We start from the raw sequence: 20,855 nt of genomic DNA, 5'->3' as shown, positions 1-20,855 counted from the left end.
GACGATGAGCGAGAGCCCATTGGATTTCAGCGTCAGGACGTGATCCTGCGTGACAACCGGTTTCTCGAGTACGCCTATGAACTGGGTGCAGCCATTGGCGGTGCAACGGGGGCGGGGGGGAAGCACCGAAGCTTTTGTTGGCAGAGAACAAGGCGGGTCTCCTGTCCCCCGATGCAGTCCTTGAGGATTCAGAGGTCAGTCAACACTGGTTTGTGAAGTTTGACCCCTTGGCTGCTTTGGCTGGCGCGCCGGATTCATTCGAGCGCCTGCGTCAGGACGCACAACGCCTCGCGGCCCTTCCCGATATTTTGACCGAGAGCGGTCTGCCGGACCGAACCATGAATCACCCAGGCATTGCATTGAAAAATCTGGAGCAGCGATTGAAAGGGTGGGATCTGAAATGAGCCTGACCGTTGCCGAACGCACTGTGCTTATTGAAAACATAAAAGAGGGGCTGGCGCAGGAAACGCTTGAGATCGGTGAGGCCGTTCGCCGCTTGCGTGTGGAAGTGACGGGTTTGCATCAGACCCAATTTGCGAAAATGTGCAAAATTTCGGTTCGTACCTTGGTGCACATCGAACACGGTGAAGGTAATCAGACGCTGAAGTCGCTGAACGCCGTGTTTCGTCCGTTTGGGATGAAGATGGGCGTTGTGCGGATTCGGCGAGATATCAGTTAAAGATCAAAAGATCGCAGCCTGCGGCAGCACCTACATTTACCTTGTGTAGGAGCTGCCGAAGGCTCGGGCCGCGTTCGGACGATCTTTTGCTTTTAAAAGGTTAAGAACGGCACTCGACCAACCCTTTCACCTGCCCATCAGGCGTCTGGTTTTCATCCGACAGCCACCGCTCAAACCCCGCCGCAATCGCCGGCCACTCACCATCCAGAATCGAGTACCACGCAGTGTCGCGGTTCTGACCCTTGACCACCATGTGCTGGCGGAACACGCCTTCGAAGCTGAAGCCCAAGCGCTCGGCCGCGTATTTGGAGCGGGCGTTACCGTTGTTGCACTTCCATTCGAGGCGGCGGTAGCCCAGCGCAAAGGAATACTTGGCCAGCAGGTACACCGCCTCGGTGCTTTTCGGCGAGCGCTGCATCGGTGCGCCGAAGGTGACGTGACCGATTTCGATGCGGCCCTGAGCCGGGACGATCGACATCAGGCTGAGGATGCCTTGCACCTGATTTGTCGCGCGGTCGATGACGCTGAAGAAATACGGATCGCTGCTGGCCGCGTGATTGTTCAGCCAGGCATTGAACACGCTGCGCTCAGGGAACGGGCCGTAGGGCAAGTAATCCCAGAGTTTCGGGTCGGCACCGGCGCCTTGCAGGGCGTTGAACAGCTCGTCGGCGTGGCGCGCCGGGTCGAGTCTTTCCAGGCGGATGAAGCGACCTTCGAGCAGTTTGGTGGTCGGGGCGGGGACGCCTTTCCAGTCGGCAAGTGAAGCAGTCATGAGCGTCTCTCCTTAAAGGGCTTTGCGAAACTGGATGAACCCCGGGCGCTCGGCGATGCGCTCGTAGAGCTGGATCGCGGTGGCATTGGTTTCGTGGGTCAGCCAATGGACTTTGCAGCAACCGTCGGCCTTGGCCGTGGCGTAGACGTGTTCGATCAGCAGGCGACCGACGCCGCTGCCGCGAGTGTGTTCCTCGACCAGCAAGTCTTGCAGGTAGCAGGAGTTTTCGATGCTCCAGTTCGAGCGATGGTAGATGTAATGCACCATGCCCACCGCTTTGCCGTCAGCCCAGGCGAGCGCGGCGTGGGTCGGCTCGCTCGGATCGAGAAAGCGCTGCCAGGTGCTGTGCGTGACGGCGTCCGGCAGTTCGCCTTTGTAGAAGGCCAGGTAAGCCTGCCACAGCGGCAGCCAGGCGGCGTGGTCGCCAGCGGTAACTGGGCGGATATCGATCTGACTCATGTGTTTTCCTTAACGCATCAATTGGGCGAGGGTTTGGTCGTTGACCTCGGGGCTGGCCGCGAGCCCTTCGCGCACACCGGCAATGTCCTCGGGGCTGCGGTTCTGGCTGAGCTTGCGTTTGCCTTCGAGACGGTCGATGGGAATGGCGAAACCGACGATGGCCTTGAGCATGCCGTCGATGTAATCAGCGGGGGCGTCGTCGACCTTCCACGGTTGCGCGCGGCCGGCTTCATGGCGGTCGGTGAGGGTGCTGACGATGTCGAGCAGGCGTCCGCCATCACTGAAGGTTTCGGCGTGGCCATAGGCGTGCACGGCGACGTAGTTCCAGGTCGGCACCACTTTGCCGTGTTCGGCTTTGCTTGGGTAAAAGCCCGGGCTGACGTAGGCGTCCGGGCCGGCAAAGATCAGCATCGCTTCGGCGCCGTCGCGCAGGTCTTTCCACTGCGGATTGGCCTTGGCCAGGTGCCCGTAGAGCGTGCCGTTCTCGCCTTGCTCGCAATGCAGCAGCACCGGCACATGGCTGGCTTGCAGACCGTTTTCGCCGTGGGTCACCAGAATGGCGAGGCGGGTGGCGAGGATCAGTTCGTGGAGCTGCGACAACTCGTCGATGGCAAAGGCGCGTGGCGTGTACATGGAGATATTTTCCTTGGCGAATGCCAGCATCGTAGGCAGGCTATTGGTCTGTTGTAAGAGCCATTGATGACCAATTTCATAGGTCCATTGCCATGCCCGATTCGAGCACGCTGTCGCTTTCCTTCAACCCGGCCGGTATTGAACTCGACCGTCGCCAGGGCTTGAGCCGCCAGCTCTATCAAGCGTTGCGCCTGCGCGTGCTCGACGGTCGATTGAGCAGTGGCACGCGGCTGCCGGCCAGCCGTGATCTGGCAGCAGCGCTGGCGATCTCGCGCAACAGCGTGGTGCGCGCCTACGATCAGCTCTACGCCGAAGGCTTTATTGAGGGACGGGTGGGCGATGGTACTTATGTGGCGCAATTGCCCGGTGAACAACTCTCGGCAAAAAAACTATCCACAAAAGTATCCACAGGGTTTTCAACAGGCTTACCCACAGCCTTATCCACAAATTGGCTGGATTTGCCTGTTGATCCATCCAGTAAAGTTATCCACAACGATCCGCTGAGTCGGGTGAAAAACAACCATTTATCCAAACCTCCCAGTGGCCCGCCACGGGCATTTCGCGTCGGCGTGCCGGCCTTCGATCTGTTCCCGTTTGACGTCTGGGCCAAGCTCAACGCGGCTTTCTGGCGAAAACCGGATCTTCAGCAGTTGTGCTACGGCGATCCGGCAGGCGATGCGCGGTTACGCGGGCTGATCGCCGCTTATTTGCGCAGTTCGCGCGGTATGCAGTGCTCGGCTGAGCAAATTGTGATCACCAGTGGCGCACAGCAGGGCATTAGCCTTTGTGCACAGTTGCTGGTGGAGCCGGGCGATGGTGTCGGCATCGAAAATCCGGGGTACCGCGCGGCCGGTCATGCGTTCGCTGTGGCGGGTGGCCGCTTGCGCGGGATTGCTGTGGATGAAGAGGGTATGGATTGCTCGGCATTGTCGGCGGCCACTGATTGCCGCGTGGCTTATGTCACGCCGTCCCATCAATACCCGACGGGCGTGGTGATGAGTCTGGCGCGACGTCTTGAGTTGCTGGCCTGGGCTGAACGCACCCAAGGCTGGATCATTGAGGATGACTACGACGGCGAGTACCGCTACACCGGCGCGCCATTGGCTCCGTTGGCGGCGCTCGATCGCCAGGGGCGCGTGCTGTATGTCGGCACCTTCGGCAAGGTCGCGTTCCCGGCGTTGCGCCTGGGTTATCTGGTGCTGCCACCGGGGCTGGTGGAAGCGTTTTCGCAACGCCGGGCGGTGGACGTCCGGCATTCCGAGGTGAGCACGCAAGCGGTGATGGCCGAGTTCATGGCCGCCGGGCATTTCCAGCGGCATATCCGCCGGATGCGCCGGGCCGCGCTGAGTCGTCGCAATACCCTGCTCGACGCTTGGCCGACAGCCATCACCGGGGTGGGCAAGCTGCCGGCGGTGTCTGCCGGGTTGCACCTGACGGTGGCTGTGGACAGCATCGAGCGCGAGCAGCAACTGGTTGAGCAGGCTGCTCGCGTGGATGTGGAGATCAACGGTTTGAGCAATTACTGGTTGCCTGACTCATTGACCTCGCCCGACCAGCGCGCCGGTCTGGTTCTGGGCTTTGCCGCCGTGCCTGAGGCTGCGATCAAAGCGGCGCTGACCCGGTTGCAACAGGCTTGGCGAGAGTGAAGAACACGTTCTCGGCGAGCTGCGTTGAAATCTCGCTGCGGTAAATATCAATGACTTGCTGATTATTGAGGCCGCGCAGTTCATAGGCGCCACCGAGGTGACGCTGTGCGACGGTTTTCATGTGGCCGGCTTCGAACGCAATGTCCGGGGCGCTCACGCTGGTGTAGTGAAAGTGCGCATAACACAGGACCTTTCGGGTCTTGACCTCGCGTACTTCGTACTCGTCCAGAAAGTCATTGGGACGGCTTTGGAGTTTGCGTCGCGTAACGGTTTTGTAGATGTAGACCTCATCTTTGCTTTTAAGCCACTCGACCCCGGCAGCCGATGGCGGTTGTTGTTTGATCATGCGGATGCGGGTGCTGGTGCCTTTTTCATACAGGCGGGTCGCGGCGTCGCTGAGCGCGTGACCGAGGGCTTCAGTTCCGGCGGAGGAGCCGGCGGTGAGATTGCTGGCGGTCAACGCCTCATCTATTGCTGCATTGGCTCTGGTTAAACGGTCGGCATGGCGGTGGTATTCCTCCTCAATCTCGACGGGAACTCGTCGATCTCGTTTGATGCGCGCTTCGATCAGTCGATGAAACGCCGCCAGCCCGTCGATCAAGGCCTGACCCTGCGCGAGGCTTCTTTTGAGATTCGGTCTGGCCTTGGCAGGCTGCGAGTGTGTACTGCCCTGTTCGACCCATTCCCCCGGCGACTTCTCATGAAACGTAGCGATCACCCCTGTGAGCTCGCTACGCACTTCAACCAGGTCAGTGTCTTGACCATCAACACTTTTTTTCCGCTCGCCGACCAAGGTGCCCTTGAACTTGGTCTTGATGATTTTTCGCCCGGAGGCTGAACCGGAGGAGGGTCTCGACGGCCCGGGCAAGGGGTCGAGTAAATGTTTGTTGCGCAGCAGATCCGCCAGGCGCACATCTGTTCCCGCCTTGAACTCGCTCACCCGCGTGCGTATGTGTCTGAGTCGATCAGTCTGAATCTGGTTGGCAAACTCTGCGGTGAAGTCGGCAAAGCGTTGATCCACCGAGCTGAACTGCTCGGAAACATTGCTCAGGGCTTCGATCCGTTCACGCAGGTTGCTCAGGCCATCGTCGGCGGTCAGATTCAGTGAACTCTGAATATTCAGCGCAGCATCTTCGATCAGGGTTTCCAAAGCCTGTTGTGCCTCGACCCGGAAGGCGTTCTCGCCGGGCTTGAGGCCGATTTCCTGCCCGAGGCTGATCTGTAAAAGCTTGAGGTCATTCAGGTCGTAGGTCGGCAACGCCTTTCGATAAAGGGCCAGGGTTTCCACGGCGTCCTTGCCCAGCAGTTCCAGTTCCTGGAATCGGCTATGAGCCGACTCGACCTTTTCGATGATGCTCTGGGTCTGATCGGTCATTCGTTCGCAGGCCTGGACAAAGGCCTGCCGTTCGACATTGGCGTCGTCAGCAATCATCGCCATCGTCGCGGTCACGTTGGTTTGATAGTCGGTGGCGTTTTCAGTGAGCCACTGCTGGCCGAGAAACAACTGCATTTCCAGCCGCTGGATCATGGTGGTGCGGTAGTTGGGAATGTTCTGCACCAGGTTCAATGCCTTGATCTGCTCGATGTTCGCGCCGTACGCCTTGCTCTGTGAGTCGAGGGTGTCCAGATACTGTTGGCGTGCCACGTCAACGGCTTGTGGCTGAGCAGCGGTCATTGCACTGTGGGCCTGGTCGAGGCGGGCTTGCTTATCCTCCATGGTCAGGTCGAAAGCCTTGAGGTCGGCGGTTAGTTTTTCGGCTTGTTTGTCGCGTTTGCTTTTGGCTTCCTTGCGGCGATTGCGCAGCCCGCCTCCGCGCAGGCGCAAGCGAAGATCGAGGACCCATTGACCGCCGGCGGTGCGGGTCAGCAAGGGGCCTTTTAATGGCGGTTGCTGACGTGAGTCGATGATCTGCACGTCTTCGTTGTCATTGATCTCCACTTCAAACCAGCGTTTGCCGACGGGGGCATACCATTTGTTCTCGTGTGCATAGAGGTGCTGATGCCGACCTGTACTGGCCGCCTCCCCGAGCCCTTCGGGTTTGGAGATATTGAAGCTGTCGAGCAGGGCGGTCAGCGCAAGGGGCGAGCGCAGTAGCGCGGCGATGGCGTTGACGGAGGTCTCGTGGGCGGCGGGCAACTCGGTACTGGTAATGTCAGGCAAACGGAGCGGTTTGATCACCTCGGAGGGTGGGGTTATTGCCTGCGGTTCTTCCTCCTGCACCAGGGGGAGCGATTCGCTGGCTGGCCTGTCACCGACCGCTGCGCGATGAGCAAGCACCATACCCAGCGCGAGGAAAATATCGGCCAGCGCCGTCCAGGCCACCTTGCCGGACTCTTGATTGGCGACGTCGCTGATCTCCTGCAAGTCGTCCATGATTTGCCATATCCATGCCGCCGTACCAACACTGCGGCCCAGAAACGGTAATGCCGCATTGAATAGCATCCAGCCGCCGCGCTTGAGGCTGGCCCAGCGTGCTTCAGCATTGGAGACGGACTGGCGATCGGCCTGGTTGATGACAGCCTGAACGTTGGTGGTGTGCAGTGTCGCCAGGATATCGCCTTCGATCACTGCAGCACCGAGTGTCACAGGGCCGGACATGTCGAGGGCGGTGAGCGGGTTGACCAACAGTTGCGGAATCGTCCACACCGACGGCAGTTTGGCGGTGAACACGAACTGGCTGTAGTTGAATCGCACATCGTCCGGCAACCAGGCCAGAACCGATTCACGCAGTTGCCGGGAATGCTGGATCGCATACAGCAGGTTGGCGTGGCTGGGGTACTGAATCAGTGCCATTTGGAACAGCGGTCGATAAAGCACGCAGGGGCCTTTGTCCGCGTCGCGCGGGCCGATGACGAACATGTTGGTCACGGTGTCGGTCTGTGAACCGCTGCGGTGGGCAGCGAACGCGAGCGGCCGGATGACGATCTCATGCCCATCGACCTGACGCGCCTGGGCACTGCTGTTCAGGGCGGCAACCACATACCGGTAACCGAGTTCGTTGATACCGGCATTGCCACGGATCTTGTGTTGCAGCGCCAGAAGCGGCAGCTCGAGGGATAACTGGCAGGTGTACAACCTCTGCAAGGCCGCCGCGTGCACCGCATCGTCCACCAGCAGCTTTTTCAAGTGTGCGGGGTAGGTTTTGCCAATATCGACGCGGCTGACCAGTTGTTCGAGGTACGTCACGGTCATCCAGTCCGGCAGGGCGCTACCGTCCTTGTAATGCACGGTTTTATTGCCCAGCGGCAGGCCCGCCAGGTTTTGCAGGGCAAGCTCGGTCAGCGACAGGCTTTTGATCTGAATATTGCCCGGCAGGACGAACGTGCCCCACACCTCCAGGCTGGCAATGCTGATTTCGATCTTGTCGATCTTCAGATCTTTTGCTGTCGGGTGATCCTCGAGCATTTGTCGGCTCAGGGCATCGCGAGTAAAGGTCTGCAGGCTGGCAACCTGCTCCTGAAACGACTTGCCCTTGTTCGAATGCTGCAACACCGTCAGGTCCAACAGATATCGACTGTAGGCGGCCTGGTCCGCGGGCGCGGCCTCGTCCAGCCAGACTGGCAGTATCGGACGCATGCGATCGATATGCGGTTTAAGGTTGGGTGGTGGTTGCCGAGGTTTACCGGTGTGCGAGTAGAGCTGATCGGTTGTCGAGCTCCCAAAGAAATTGATCTCCCCGAGGGCGTCGCCTTCCAGGGCGATCAGTGTGCAGGCCTGGTGGTCGAAAAAGTTGCCTTCCGGTTCCAGTAACCGCCACTTGAGCGGGATGCTGGAGGTTCTTTGCCAGGATTTGCGCGGCAATGCGTCGCCGAGTTCATCCAGGGAGTCGAAACTCTGGAAACCATGGATCACTGAATAGGTGAGGATTATCGTGCGCTCGTCGACGCTACCAATCAGCACTGCGCTGTCCAGCAGGGTCAGATGCTCGTTGCTGTCGCCCTGGTCGAGGTCAATCAGGCAGGCGCGGGTCTTGTATTTGTCATTGGGCAAGCGCTGTTGTTTGTCCGGGACCTTGAAAACGGCATGGGCCATGGCCCGTTGTTCGGCATCCCAGCCTGAGCGGGCGTCGACGTTCCACAGGTTGCGCAGGGCGTCCGACATTTGCTGCCAGCGCGGCCGCTCCGGGGCGATGAAGGTGCCCCAGTAAGCGATATGTTGTTCTTTGAAGGCGACGAACATCAAAGGCGCAAATTCATTGAGCAGGCGGCCGACCGCGTCGATCTTCACGGGCAGCTGGATTGCCGACCGGCCGGGCTGCAAGGTCAGAAAGTGCTCTCCGTCGAGGTAGTTCACCGTGGTGCCGCTCAGCGTGAGTCGTACCAGAACATCGGTCAGAGACTCGATCTGCTCGCGGCCGGGCACGACTTGCTCGCCTTCGATGACCCACGTTGGTGTCACCACCATGGCCTGTTGCGGATCGATGTGCAGGGTCGGGTACAGCGTCTTGAGCGCCGGTTGCAGCGTTTTCGAGGCGACTTCGCGCAACGAAGGGCCGGTCACCAGTTGTGTCACGACATCAACGGCGCTGGGTATGGAAGATTCGGGCATTGGCAATTCCTGATCTGACGAAAGAGGCGCGCCGCAAGGGCGTCATATCAGGGCAAGGTAGAGGTCACGTTGTGGCGCTGTGCGGTACATAAATGTTGCGGGCAAAAAAAGACCCGCGAGTGCGGGTCGTTTACGGCTGCGTTGCTCTCTACGGGTTTTCAAATCCTTCGAGGACGTTCACCGCGTTGATGCCGATTTCTTCCACGGCGTAGCCGCCCTCCATGACGAACAGGGTCGGTTTGCCAAGGGCGGCAATGCGCTTGCCCATCGCCAGATAATCCGGGCTGTCGAGTTTGAATTGCGAGATCGGATCATCCTTGAAGGTGTCGACACCCAGCGACACGACGATGATGTCGGCGCCGTAGCTGTCGATCTCGTTGCAGGCCTGATCCAGCGCTGCGCTCCATGCATCCCAGCCAGAGCCGGCCGGCAGCGGATAGTTGAAGTTGAAACCCTCACCGTCGCCTTCGCCGTATTCATCGTCATAGCCGAGGAAGAACGGGAATTCCGCCTCCGGGTGGCCATGAATCGAGGTAAACAACACGTCGCTGCGCTCATAGAAAATCGACTGCGTGCCGTTGCCGTGGTGATAGTCGACGTCGAGGATCGCGACTTTTTTATGGCCCTGATCGAGGAACGCCTGCGCGGCAATGGCAGCGTTGTTGAGGTAGCAATAACCACCCATCAAGTCGCCGGCGGCGTGGTGCCCCGGTGGACGGCAGAGGGCGAAAGCAGCGCGTGCGCCACGCTGGATGGCCGCCTGCGCAGTCAGGGCAACTTGCGCTGCGCTGTACGCTGCTTGCCAAGTGCCGGCGGTTATCGGCGCGCCGCCGTCGAAGCTGTAATAGCCGAGTTGACCGTGCAGGCTGGTCGGTTTGATCGCACGCAAGGTGCGCGCCGGCCAGGTGTAGGGCAACAAATCGCCGTCGGTGTTGAATTCGGTCCAGCGCGCCCACGCGCCTTTGAAGAAATCCAGGTAGTCGCGGCTGTGGATGCGGGCGATCGGTTCGAGGCCGAAATCCTTCGGCGCTTCCACAGGCCCCAGGTGTTGGTGTTGCACCCGTTGCAGCACATGGTCGGCGCGCGACGGCATCTCGAAGCACGGCTTGAGCTGGCCATCGATCAATTCGCAGCGGCCATGGTGCAGGTGGTGATCGTCCGAGTAGATCGTCAGCATTTGTTGTTCTCCGCAGGGCTGAATCGGGTTGCACCCAGTGTTGCGGCGCGAGGCGATTCGGAGAACGGCAGGAAAGGCCAAAAGGGGATTGATCTGGCCAAAAATGCTGACCGCTATTCGCCCCTCGCTGGAGCAGCCTGCCCCCACAGGGTTTATCAGTGCGGCCGGAACTGACTCGGCGCCACGCCGCTCCAGCGCACGAATGCATGGCGGAAACTCGCGGTCTCGCTAAAGCCCAATGTCTCGGCGATACGGTAGATCGGCAACTGATCTTCGCAAAGCATCTGCTTGGCCCGTTCGAAGCGCAGTTCGTCGAGCAGCTCCTGATAACTGCTGCCCATGTCCTTGAGGTGTCGGCGCAAGGTACGAGGCGAGCACTTCATCTGCTGCGCCAAGCCTTCCAGCCCCGGCGCCGCGTTCAACTGGGCGCTGAGCAACTGACGGATGCGCCCGAGCCACGCCTGACGCCCGGTGAACTCGAGGTTCTGCTTGCGGCAGCGTTCGGCCATGGCTTGATGGGTGATGGCATCGGCCAGCGGCAGCGGCTGATCGAGCCAGTGCCGGTCGAAGGCGAAGGCATTGTCCTTGGCGGCGAAGTGCAATGGGCTGGCGAAGTGCTCGGCGTAGCTGTCGCGGTAATCCGGCGCGGCGTGTTCGAACCGCGTGGCGAGTAGCGGCAGCGGATGGCCAAGCAAGTCATCGCAAATGACTTTCAGCGAAACCAGGCAGAACTCGGCATTGAACACCGCCATCGCCGGGCTCTCGCGATAGTCGGCTGCGACGAACCAGACGCGTTCGCCGTCCTCTTCCAGGCTCAGCTCGAAAAGTGTTCCCAACAGCGCCGGATAACGGATCGCCAGACGCAAAGCGTCACCGAAGGTGGCACAGGTGAGCAGCGCGTAACCGAGCATGCCGTAGCAGGAAACGTGCATGCGCCGGCCCAGTTCCAGGCCGATGTCGTGCTTGAGCGCGACAGCATTGGCGCAGACCTGCATTTCCTGATTGGTGGTAATGCGCGTGTCGGCACGGTTCAGATCCGCCGCACTGATGCCGCTGCCGGCCAGCAGTGCTTCGCTCGGCAAGCCTTCTTCGTTGAAGGTTTTGAGAATCAGGGAGACGGCATTGAGGGTGGTGAGGTGGGAGTGGAGCATAGTGGGTTCCAGCCTTAGGAGGCTGGGAACAGAGCAAGTTGCATGCCTATCGCCCTCCTGTAGGAGCTGCCGAAGGCTGCGATCTTTTGATCCTGAAAAACCAAATCAAAAGATCGCAGCCTTCGGCAGCTCCTACAGGGGTTTTGTGTGGAGTCAGATCAGTTCGCCACACAGGTCGAGTTCGACCAGTCGGCGGACTTCAGCGGTTTCCAGGCCTGCCCCCAGCAACCCATGCAACTTGCCGAACGCCGCTTCGCGCGTCATGCCGCCACCGGACAGGACACCGACGCCGCGCAAACGGCTACCCGCCTCGTACACATCCAACTCGACCCCGCCTTCATGGCACTGCGTGACCGCGACCACCACCACACCGTTATCCCGCGCACGGCCGAGGCTGGCGAGGAATTCCGGGTTGTCGCTCGGCCCGGTGCCGCTGCCGTAGCATTCCAGCACCAGCCCCTGAATGCCGCTGTCGAGCAGGCCGTCGAGGATCTCGGCGCCGATGCCGGGGAACAGCGGTAGCACGGCAACTTTCGCCAATTGCTTTGGCTGGTTGTAGTTCAACGCGGCTGGAATCGAAGTGGCTTTCACGCCGCCGCCCTGACGCTCCAGACGTTTGAACGGGTGACGGCCGAAGCTGCGCACTTTCGCGCAACGGGTTGGCGCCAGCAGTTCGCCGTGAAAGTACAGATGCACGCCCGGCGCCAGGCCTTGGCCGAGGGCGACCAGCGCACCACCGAGGTTTTCCCAGGCATCGCTGTCGGTCACGCCCGCCGGCAACATGGAGCCGGTGAAGCACACGCGGGCGTGCAGGCCGAGCAACTGGAAGCTCATGGCTGCGGCGCTGTAAGCCAGGGTGTCGGTGCCGTGCAGGATCAGCACGCTGTCGCAGCCCTGCACGTCCACGGCATCGACCACCGCTTCACGCAGTTGCTGCCAATAGGCCGGGGTCATGTTGGCGCTGTCGATCAGCGGCGACATCTCGCGAAAGCGCCACTGCGGCACGACCAGTTCAGGCTGGCTGTGCAGGTACTCGCGCATCCGCGCTTCAAAACCGGACGCCGGGGCCAGGCCATTGGCGCTGGCCTGCATGCCGATGGTGCCACCGGTGTACAAAACCATGACGTGCTGGGCGGCAGGATAAGTCGACGAATTCATGAGGATTCTCCGAGAGGAAGAGTTCCTGTGGGAGCGAGCAAGTCGGCTCCCACAGTTTTTCGAACTGTAACTGACGGGCGCAGAGGATGCGCCCGTCATTTACCCATCAGCGTTGCGCTGCGGGTACGCCTTGCGGCTCGGCGCAAGTATTGCCGGCAGCGGCAGGCGGGTTGGCCGGCCAGGCTTTGCGGTCGAGGTCCAGATCCGGGAATTTGCTCGAATCGAACACCGGGGTCTTGATGCCGGCAGCACGCTGGTCATCGTAGTCACGCAGGATGCGCATGCCGACCTTGAACAGCAGGAACAGCGCGATCAGGTTGACGAAGGCCAGCATGGTCATGGTGATGTCGGCGAAGGCGAACACGGTGCCGAGGTTTTCGATGGCACCCCAGAAGATCAATACCAGTACCAGTGCGCGGTAGCCGATCAGCGCCTTGCGGTTTTCACCGATCAGGAAGCGCAGGTTGCTCTCGCCCAGGTAGTAGTTGTAGAGGATCGAGGTGAACACGAACAACGCCAGCGCCACCGAGATGAACATCCGGCCCCATTCACCGACCACGGCGGCCAGCGAGTTCTGGGTCAGGGCAATGCCGTCGCCTTCGAAGCCCGGGGTGTAGAAACCGGAGAGCAGGATCAACAACGCGGTGCAGGTGCAGATCACGAAAGTGTCGAGGAACACGCTGAACGCCTGAACCACACCTTGTGCCACCGGGTGCTCGACCGAAGCCACCGCCGCCACGTTCGGCGCACTGCCCAAACCGGCTTCGTTGGCGAACACGCCACGCTTCACGCCCATGACAATCGCGCTGCCGATCAGGCCGCCGAACGCCTGGTCGAGACCGAAGGCGCTCTTGACGATGGTCATCAGCATGGCTGGAACGTGGTCGAATTGCAGCACGATCACGTAGAGGGTCACGCCGATGTAGACCAGGGTTTTCACCGGCACCAGCAGGTCAGCGACCTTGGCGATGCGCTTGATCCCGCCGATGAACACCAGACCCAGCAGTACCGCCAGCGCGAGGCCGGTGTAAGTGGTGTCGAGGCCGAAGGCGTTGTTCAGCGAGTGAGTCACGGCGTGGGCTTGCAGGCCGTTGAAGGCGAAACCGAAGGTCACCAGCAACAGGAACGCCATGACCATACCCAACCAGCGCTTCTGCAAGCCGTGCTGAATGTAGTAGGACGGGCCGCCACGGAAGGTGCCGTCTGAATCAGTGCGTTTGTACAGCTGACCGAGGGAGCACTCGAAGAAGCTGCTGGACATGCCGACCAGTGCGGTTACCCACATCCAGAACACCGCACCTGGCCCACCAAGGGTCACGGCGATGCCGACACCGGCGATGTTGCCTGCACCAACGCGGCCGGCGAGGCTGAGCATCAGGGCCTGGAACGAGCTGAGCTGCCCGGCGCTGCTTTTCAGGCTGTCGCGGAACACCGCGAACATGTGGAAAAAGTGACGCAATTGAACGAAACGCGAGCGAATCGTGAAGTAGCTACCGAGCCCGACAATGAGCACGATCAGTACTTTCCCTGAGAGGAAGTCGTTAATGACTTCGAGCATGGATTTTTCCTCGCTGTTTTTTGTGTAAGCAAATGCTGGATGTTCGGAAACATCGCGTTACACCGGTTTGCGCGCGGCACAACAGGTGGGGCGAAGGTTTCGTCCCGGTTCCATTTCGCGGGTTTGTTATTAGTTCGGGTTTCGCATGGGTTATGGCCTCGTTACCGACGACCGCTCACGCGAAGAGGGGCGGCACTATACCGATCAGTGGCGCGCCCGTCTGCACGGTAGTGGTGCAAGCGACGAAACGAAGCTTTGAAACACCCGGCGTTACCGGCGCCGGGCTTGTGCAGGAACTGCTTTTTTGTTGACGCAAACCCTGTGGCGAGGGGATTCATCCCCGATCGGCTGCGAAGCAGTCGCAAAACCATTCGGCGCGGTGCACCGGATACATTGCGATTACAGTTTTTGGGGCCGCTTCGCGACCCATCGGGGATGAATCCCCTCGCCACAAGGGCTCACCTCCACATGAAGCAATCCCCAGACATACGGGTCTCAGGATCAGAAAGTTAAAAAAAAGGGCCTGGGGACTGATCCCCAGGCCCTCAAAAGGTGAGAGGTGTCTAGTCCCTCGACCTGGTGAGCGGTGCTACAAACAACACGTCGGTTCAGCCTTTGAGCGGAACCAGACGCGGAGCAATCATGTTTTCCGGGCGCAGGATGTCGGCGAGACTGGCTTCGTCGAGCAGACCTTCTTCGCGCACCAGTTCCAGCACGCCTCGGCCGCTTTCAAGAGCGATACGGGCGATGCGGGTGGCGTTTTTGTAGCCGATGTACGGGTTCAGCGCGGTGACCAGACCGATCGAGTGTTCGACCAGTTCGCGGCAGCGGGCTTCGTTGGCAGTGATACCGACAATGCAGTGCTCGCGCAGCATGTCCATGGCGCGTTGCAGCAGGCGGATCGAGTCGAAGATCTTGAACGCGATCAGCGGCTCCATCACGTTCAGTTGCAACTGGCCGCCTTCAGCCGCCATGGTCAGCGCCAAGTCGTTACCGATGACCTGGAAAGCCACCTGGTTAACGGCTTCCGGGATGACCGGGTTGACCTTGCCGGGCATGATCGAGCTGCCTGGCTGACGCGCCGGCAGGTTGATTTCGTTGATGCCGGTGCGTGGGCCGCTGGACAGCAGGCGCAAGTCGTTGCAGATCTTCGACAGCTTGACCGCGGTGCGCTTGAGCATGCCGGAGAACAGGACGAAGGCACCCATGTCGGAGGTGGCTTCGATCAGGTCGGCTGCCGGTACCACCGGTTGACCGCTGATCAGCGCCAGACGCTGCACAGCCAAGGCCTGATAACGCGGGTCGGCGTTAATGCCGGTACCGATCGCGGTGCCACCCAGGTTCACTTCAGTCAGCAGTTCCGGGGCCAGCGTCTTCAGACGGGCCAGGTCTTCGCCCATGGTGGTGGCGAAAGCACGGAATTCCTGGCCGAGGGTCATCGGCACAGCGTCTTGCAGCTGGGTACGGCCCATTTTCAGGACGTGATCGAATTCTTTGCCCTTGGCCGCGAATGCCTGAATCAAGCTGTCGAGGCTGGCCAGCAGGGTGTCGTGACCCAACAGCAGACCCAGGCGGATGGCCGTCGGGTAGGCGTCGTTGGTCGACTGCGCCATGTTCACGTCGTCGTTCGGGTGCAGGTACTGGTACTCGCCTTTCTGATGACCCATTGCTTCGAGCGCAATGTTGGCGATCACTTCGTTGGCGTTCATGTTGGTGGAAGTACCGGCGCCACCTTGAATCATGTCGACCACGAACTCTTCGTGGAAATCACCGCGGATCAATCGGGCACAGGCTTCGCTGATGGCAGCGTGCTTGGCTTCGCTCAGGTGACCCAACTCGCGGTTGGCGTCAGCGGCGGCCTGTTTGACCATCGCCAGACCGACAACCAGTTTCGGGTAATGCGAAATCGGAACGCCCGAGAGGCGGAAGTTATTCACCGCTCGCAGGGTCTGGATGCCGTAATACGCTTGAGCCGGTACTTCGAGGGCGCCAAGCAGGTCGTTTTCTGTGCGGAAAGATGCAGCGGAGGACATGATAGAAATCATCTCGATATGGACCCGGTCGATGCCGGAACGCTGCGAATGCTAGGCTTGTGGGAAATTTTGGGCCAATGCTGTTCAGCACTGACCTATGCACATTCGGCATAATGCCCGTGTGACGCCGCGTGCGCGGCAGACGTGTGACCTGTTTTGGTGCGTGTCCGGGAGGACGTGATGAATCTGGAAAGCAAATGGCTCGAGGACTTCAGTGCTCTGGCCGCCACCCGCAGCTTCTCGCAGGCCGCCGAACGGCGCTTCGTGACCCAGCCGGCCTTCAGTCGGCGGATACGCAGCCTGGAAGCCGCGCTGGGGCTGACATTGGTCAACCGCTCGCGCACGCCAGTCGAGCTGACGGCGGCGGGGCAATTGTTTCTGGTGACCGCGCGCACCGTGGTCGAACAGCTCGGTGAAGTGCTGCGCCATCTGCATCATCTGGAGGGCGGGCAGGGCGAGGTGATGCAGGTTGCCGCCGCTCACTCCCTGGCACTGGGTTTTTTCCCGCGTTGGATCGCGCAGTTGCGCAATGAAGGCCTGAACATCGCCACGCGACTGGTGGCGACCAACGTCGGTGACGCCGTGCACGCACTGCGCGAAGGTGGCTGCGACTTGATGCTGGCGTTCTACGACCCGGACGCGGCGATGCAGATGGACCCGGAAATTTTCCCGTCACTGCATTTGGGCCAGACCGAGATGCTCCCGGTGTGCGCGGCGGATGCCGATGGCAAGCCGCTGTTCGATCTGGAAGGTGACGCCAGCGTGCCGTTGCTGGCGTACAGCGCCGGGGCGTTTCTCGGACGTTCGGTGAATGGTTTGCTGCGTCAGCGACAGCTGCGCTTCACCACGATCTATGAAACCGCGATGGCCGACAGCCTGAAGAGCATGGCGCTGGAAGGCCTCGGGATTGCCTGGGTGCCGCAGTTGAGCGTGCGTGCCGAACTGGCCCGGGGCGAACTCGTCGTATGCGGCGGCCCGCAATGGCATGTGCCGCTGGAGATTCGTCTGTACCGCTGCGCGCTGGTGCGCAAGGCCAACGTGCGGTTGTTGTGGCGCAAGCTCGAAGGTGGCGCCGCCCAAGCTTCCTGATGGATGGTGTCTGGGGGAAAAGATCGCAGCCTTCGGCAGCTCCTACATGTTGAAGTGCGTTTCCCTGTAGGAGCTGCCGAAGGCTGCGATCTTTTGATCTTTTTGGCTGACCTTCAAGTCAATAAAACCGGGCTTTTGCGGCAGATGACAGATGGTCGTGACGGGGGCTGTTTATTGCTTTCTTTGCGGTATACTGCGCGGCCTTCGGCCGGTACGTCCGGCCATTTTTCCTACAACAAGCCACGCATTCTGCGTGGCTTGTTGTTTTTGACGCGCCTGCGGGCGCCCAGAGAGAAGAGGCGCGACGATGAGTGCACTGGTTGGCGTGATCATGGGCTCCAAGTCCGATTGGTCCACCCTTAGCCACACCGCCGATATGCTGGAAAAGCTCGGCATCCCGTACGAGGTCAAGGTGGTCTCTGCCCACCGCACCCCGGATTTGCTGTTCCAGTACGCCGAAGAGGCTGAAAGCCGCGGCATCGAGGTGATTATCGCCGGTGCCGGCGGCGCAGCCCACTTGCCAGGCATGTGTGCGGCCAAGACCCACCTGCCGGTGCTGGGTGTTCCGGTGCAATCGTCGATGCTCTCGGGCGTCGATTCGCTGCTGTCGATCGTGCAGATGCCGGCCGGTATTCCGGTCGCTACCCTGGCTATCGGCAAAGCGGGCGCGATCAACGCCGCCCTGCTCTCGGCGAGCATCCTCGGCGCCAAGCATCCACAGTTCCACGCGGTACTGAAAACCTTCCGTGCCGAGCAGACAGACAGCGTCCTGGACAATCCAGACCCACGTATTGCCTGAGGTTGTTGAGATGAAGATCGGTGTAATCGGTGGCGGCCAGTTGGGTCGCATGTTGGCCTTGGCGGGCACCCCGCTGGGCATGAACTTCGCTTTCCTCGACCCTGCGCCGGACGCTTGCGCCGCTGCGCTGGGCGAACACCTGCGGGCCGATTACGGCGATCAGGATCATCTGCGTCAACTGGCTGATGAAGTCGATCTGGTGACCTTCGAGTTCGAAAGCGTCCCGGCTGAAACCGTGGCGTTCCTTTCGCAATTCGTGCCGGTTTATCCGAGCGCCGAAGCCCTGCGCATTGCTCGCGACCGCTGGTTCGAAAAGAGCATGTTCAAGGATCTGGGGATTCCGACCCCGGCCTTCGCCGACATCCAGTCGCAAGCCGATCTGGATGCCGCCGTAGCCTCGATCGGTCTGCCGGCCGTGCTGAAAACCCGCACCCTGGGTTACGACGGCAAGGGCCAGAAAGTCCTGCGCAAACCCGAAGACGTGGTCGGCACCTTCGCCGAACTCGGTAGCGTGGCCTGCCTGCTGGAAGGCTTCGTGCCGTTCACTGGTGAAGTCTCACTGATCGCCGTTCGCGCTCGCGATGGCGAAACCAAGTTCTACCCGTTGGTTCACAACACCCACGACAGCGGCATCCTCAAGCTCTCTGTGGCCAGCACCGATCACCCGTTGCAGGCCTTGGCCGAAGACTATTCCAGCCGCGTGCTCAAGCAACTGGATTACGTCGGCGTGATGGCGTTCGAGTTCTTTGAAGTCGACGGCGGCCTCAAGGCCAACGAAATCGCCCCGCGCGTGCACAACTCCGGGCACTGGACCACTGAAGGTGCCGAGTGCAGCCAGTTTGAAAACCATCTGCGTGCCGTTGCCGGTCTGCCGCTGGGTTCGACGGCCAAGGTCGGCGAGAGCGCGATGCTCAACTTTATCGGTGTGGTTCCGCCGGTAGAGAAGGTCATCGCCATCGAAGACTGCCATCTGCACCACTACGGCAAGGCCTTCAAGGCCGGGCGCAAGGTCGGTCACGCCAACCTGCGCTGCGCCGACAAGGCCACGCTCCAGGCGCAGATTCTCAAGGTCCAGGCGCTGATCGCCGAGTAAAACAGTTTCATGTGGCAGCGGCGGAACCATTCAGGGGCCGCCGTTCTCTGATGGCAGGATGCCAAAGTCTGTCTAGGCTTTGGCATAGCCAATTCACACAGAGGGAAATGCCATGGGAATTATCGGAACCATCTTTATCGGCTTGATCGTCGGCCTGCTGGCTCGGTTCCTGAAACCGGGCGATGACAGCATGGGCTGGATCATGACCATCCTGCTCGGTATCGGCGGTTCGCTGGCAGCCACCTACGGCGGCCAGGCCCTGGGCATCTATCGGGCGGGCGAGGGCGCAGGTTTCATCGGCGCACTGGTTGGCGCGATCGTGTTGCTGGTGATCTACGGCCTGATCAAAAAGAAGTGATCCAAAGCGACAAAGCCCTCTCTGCCAATCGGGCAGGGAGGGCTAGAATGCTCGGCGATTTATAGTCCTTTCCTTTGTCCGAGCACCTTCATGCGCCGTCTTCTGTTGACTCTCCTTTTCCTGGGCAGCGGTTTGGCCCACGCCGGCGAACTGCCGGAAACCGACTGGCTCGAACTGATGCCCAAGTCGGATCAAAAGGCCCTGGAGGCCATGCCCGACATCGACCACAACTCCCCGGAAGCCACCGGCACCTTCACCGAGAAGGGCGGGATGAAACAGGCCAAAGGCCTGCCGGCGGTGATGTACTCGACCAAAACCGTGGCGTCGATGAACGACAAGCACATCCGCATCGGTGGTTATCCGGTGCCGCTGGAATCCGATGCCAAGGGTCGCAGCACCCTGTTTTTCCTGGTGCCGTACCCGGGCGCGTGTATCCACGTGCCGCCACCGCCGCCGAATCAACTGGTACTGGTGCGCTATCCGAAGGGGCTGAAGCTGGAAGACATCTACACGCCGCTGTGGGTGACCGGCACGCTGAAGGTCGAAAAGGTCAGCAACGATCTGGCCGATGCGGCGTATGCGCTGGAGGCGGACAAGGTGCGGGTGGTGCAGGAGTCCGATCTCTAGGACCTACACAAATTAACTGTAGGAGTGAGCTTTTGTGGTGAGGGGATTTATCCCCGATGGGTCGCGAAGCGGCCCCGGCTTTTCAAATCAAGAGTCGGGGACTGCTGCGCAGTCCATCGGGGATAAATCCCCTCGCCACAAAGGCTCGCTTCCATGAGTTATCTGGTTTGGGTTAGAGCGGTTTGCTGCCGATGCTGACGCCCATGGTGTGACTGGCGCTCGGCGCCAGACTCACCACGTCATCCATCACATTCGCCGTCTCGATGCACAGCATGCGTTGCCAGCCATCGTTATCCATATCGCTGAGCGCGGCCGCACGGTCGATCCACGGGTTCCAGATCACCGCAGTGCGCGAGCCCGTGCTGGTGAGGACAATGCGCCGCTCCCACGTCGGGTCGACGATGCTCATCTGCGGCGGGGCGTCGAGGTAGATGCGGTCGGTTTCGCCGGCAAAATGCAGGTCGCCTGTCTGGGCGTTGGTCTTCCAGTCGTCCAGGGTCTCGATGTAATTCAAACCGTCCACACCTTCGACATGCACATGGCGCACATCGCTGACGGCGAAGTAGGTGTGCAACGCCTGGCTGAGGCTGACAGTGTCGCCGCCACGGTTATGGCTGGTCAGGCTGAGGTGCAACTGATCGTCCAGACGCAGGGTCAGGGTCAGATCGACCTGATGCGGCCAGCCCGGCAGACCGCCTTCAGGGTAGGGCAGTTTGAACTCGACCTTGAGGCCATCGCCTTCGGCTTCTATGCCGCCCAGCTCCCAATCCATCGCCCGCACAAGACCGTGCGCGGGTGCGGGTTGCTCACCGGTGTACATGGCCTGGACGTTCTGCGGGTTGCGTTCGAATTTGCCGAACCACGGCCAGCACACCGGCACGCCAGCACGGATGCTCTTACCGGTCTTGAACTCGGCCTTGTCGTTGAGCCAGATGATCGGCGGCTGGCCGTCAACCTGATAACTGAGGATGTGCGCGCCTTGCTGGGCTACCAGCACTTCGGCCTGACCGTGGCGGATGCGCCAGCAGTTCAGTTCATCCAGTTTCACGGCTTCAACGTTGGGCGTGTTCATGG

17 protein-coding genes and 1 pseudogene are annotated in these 20,855 nt (G+C 60.6%); 8 read left to right on the top strand and 10 right to left on the bottom strand.

The features are described 5' to 3' along the window. Positions 1–9: 9 nt before the first annotated feature. Positions 10–221, top strand: a pseudogene (locus ACA043_RS29255) (type II toxin-antitoxin system HipA family toxin); the annotation flags it as partial. A gap of 179 nt (positions 222–400) precedes the next feature. Further along, the gene (locus tag ACA043_RS29250) at positions 401–679 is read left to right on the top strand and encodes a helix-turn-helix domain-containing protein (protein WP_489880199.1); all 279 of its coding nucleotides are present in this window, start codon (positions 401–403) and stop codon (positions 677–679) included. 100 nt (positions 680–779) lie between these two features. Here the strand turns inward: ACA043_RS29250 and ACA043_RS29245 are convergent, their stop codons facing one another. The 3 genes from ACA043_RS29245 to ACA043_RS29235 are packed head-to-tail and all read right to left on the bottom strand — an operon-like array spanning position 780 to position 2,543. Continuing rightward, on the bottom strand, positions 780–1,451 hold the full coding sequence (locus tag ACA043_RS29245; protein WP_187677169.1) for a GNAT family N-acetyltransferase: 672 nt from the start codon (positions 1,449–1,451) through the stop codon (positions 780–782). A gap of 12 nt (positions 1,452–1,463) precedes the next feature. Beyond that, the gene (locus ACA043_RS29240) at positions 1,464–1,910 is read right to left on the bottom strand and encodes a GNAT family N-acetyltransferase (protein ID WP_401266659.1); all 447 of its coding nucleotides are present in this window, start codon (positions 1,908–1,910) and stop codon (positions 1,464–1,466) included. A gap of 9 nt (positions 1,911–1,919) precedes the next feature. Beyond that, a complete protein-coding gene (locus ACA043_RS29235; protein ID WP_187677167.1) occupies positions 1,920–2,543 on the bottom strand; it encodes an FMN-binding negative transcriptional regulator in 624 nt (207 codons plus the stop codon). Between the two features lie 92 nt (positions 2,544–2,635). Here ACA043_RS29235 and pdxR point away from each other — a divergent pair, with 92 nt between their 5' ends. Further along, positions 2,636–4,189: a MocR-like pyridoxine biosynthesis transcription factor PdxR gene (gene pdxR / locus ACA043_RS29230; protein ID WP_497658350.1), complete on the top strand. Its 1,554-nt coding sequence runs from the start codon at positions 2,636–2,638 to the stop codon at positions 4,187–4,189. On the opposite strand, the gene ACA043_RS29225 is transcribed toward pdxR, so the two are convergent. From ACA043_RS29225 to aspA, 6 genes are all read right to left on the bottom strand, one after another. Beyond that, positions 4,146–8,738, bottom strand: a complete 4,593-nt coding sequence (locus ACA043_RS29225) for a dermonecrotic toxin domain-containing protein (RefSeq protein ID WP_497658349.1) — start codon at positions 8,736–8,738, stop codon at positions 4,146–4,148. The two genes, pdxR and ACA043_RS29225, sit on opposite strands and share 44 nt — an antisense overlap. Positions 8,739–8,886: 148 nt before the next feature. Next, complete coding sequence (locus ACA043_RS29220; protein ID WP_489880202.1) at positions 8,887–9,915, bottom strand: histone deacetylase family protein; 1,029 nt, start codon at positions 9,913–9,915, stop codon at positions 8,887–8,889. A gap of 155 nt (positions 9,916–10,070) precedes the next feature. Then, positions 10,071–11,066, bottom strand: coding sequence for an AraC family transcriptional regulator (locus tag ACA043_RS29215; RefSeq protein WP_187677164.1), 996 nt, complete (start codon positions 11,064–11,066; stop codon positions 10,071–10,073). A 153-nt stretch (positions 11,067–11,219) separates the two neighbouring features. Continuing rightward, positions 11,220–12,224: an asparaginase gene (locus tag ACA043_RS29210; protein ID WP_497658348.1), complete on the bottom strand. Its 1,005-nt coding sequence runs from the start codon at positions 12,222–12,224 to the stop codon at positions 11,220–11,222. Between the two features lie 106 nt (positions 12,225–12,330). Beyond that, positions 12,331–13,782, bottom strand: coding sequence for an alanine/glycine:cation symporter family protein (locus ACA043_RS29205; protein WP_187677161.1), 1,452 nt, complete (start codon positions 13,780–13,782; stop codon positions 12,331–12,333). 608 nt (positions 13,783–14,390) lie between these two features. Next, entirely contained in the window at positions 14,391–15,815 is a 1,425-nt protein-coding gene (gene aspA / locus ACA043_RS29200; RefSeq protein ID WP_187677160.1) for an aspartate ammonia-lyase, read from the bottom strand. A gap of 180 nt (positions 15,816–15,995) precedes the next feature. Between aspA and ACA043_RS29195 the strand changes: the two genes are divergently transcribed. The 5 genes from ACA043_RS29195 (at position 15,996) to ACA043_RS29175 (ending at position 19,781) form a co-directional block, all read left to right on the top strand. Continuing rightward, complete coding sequence (locus tag ACA043_RS29195; protein ID WP_007912103.1) at positions 15,996–16,904, top strand: LysR substrate-binding domain-containing protein; 909 nt, start codon at positions 15,996–15,998, stop codon at positions 16,902–16,904. Between the two features lie 307 nt (positions 16,905–17,211). Continuing rightward, on the top strand, positions 17,212–17,703 hold the full coding sequence (purE, locus tag ACA043_RS29190) for a 5-(carboxyamino)imidazole ribonucleotide mutase (protein ID WP_095081226.1): 492 nt from the start codon (positions 17,212–17,214) through the stop codon (positions 17,701–17,703). Between the two features lie 10 nt (positions 17,704–17,713). Further along, on the top strand, positions 17,714–18,796 hold the full coding sequence (locus ACA043_RS29185) for a 5-(carboxyamino)imidazole ribonucleotide synthase (protein WP_489880205.1): 1,083 nt from the start codon (positions 17,714–17,716) through the stop codon (positions 18,794–18,796). 112 nt (positions 18,797–18,908) lie between these two features. Further along, positions 18,909–19,154: a GlsB/YeaQ/YmgE family stress response membrane protein gene (locus ACA043_RS29180; protein ID WP_187677158.1), complete on the top strand. Its 246-nt coding sequence runs from the start codon at positions 18,909–18,911 to the stop codon at positions 19,152–19,154. A gap of 90 nt (positions 19,155–19,244) precedes the next feature. Continuing rightward, complete coding sequence (locus ACA043_RS29175) at positions 19,245–19,781, top strand: DUF3299 domain-containing protein (RefSeq protein ID WP_187677157.1); 537 nt, start codon at positions 19,245–19,247, stop codon at positions 19,779–19,781. A 172-nt stretch (positions 19,782–19,953) separates the two neighbouring features. On the opposite strand, the gene ACA043_RS29170 is transcribed toward ACA043_RS29175, so the two are convergent. Further along, entirely contained in the window at positions 19,954–20,853 is a 900-nt protein-coding gene (locus tag ACA043_RS29170) for a D-hexose-6-phosphate mutarotase (protein ID WP_497658347.1), read from the bottom strand. Positions 20,854–20,855: the final 2 nt, after the last annotated feature.

Source organism: Pseudomonas sp. LBUM1648, from assembly GCF_059716145.1.
Note: the sequence above shows the minus strand (reverse complement) of the source record. Positions and strands in the feature narration are given on the sequence as shown.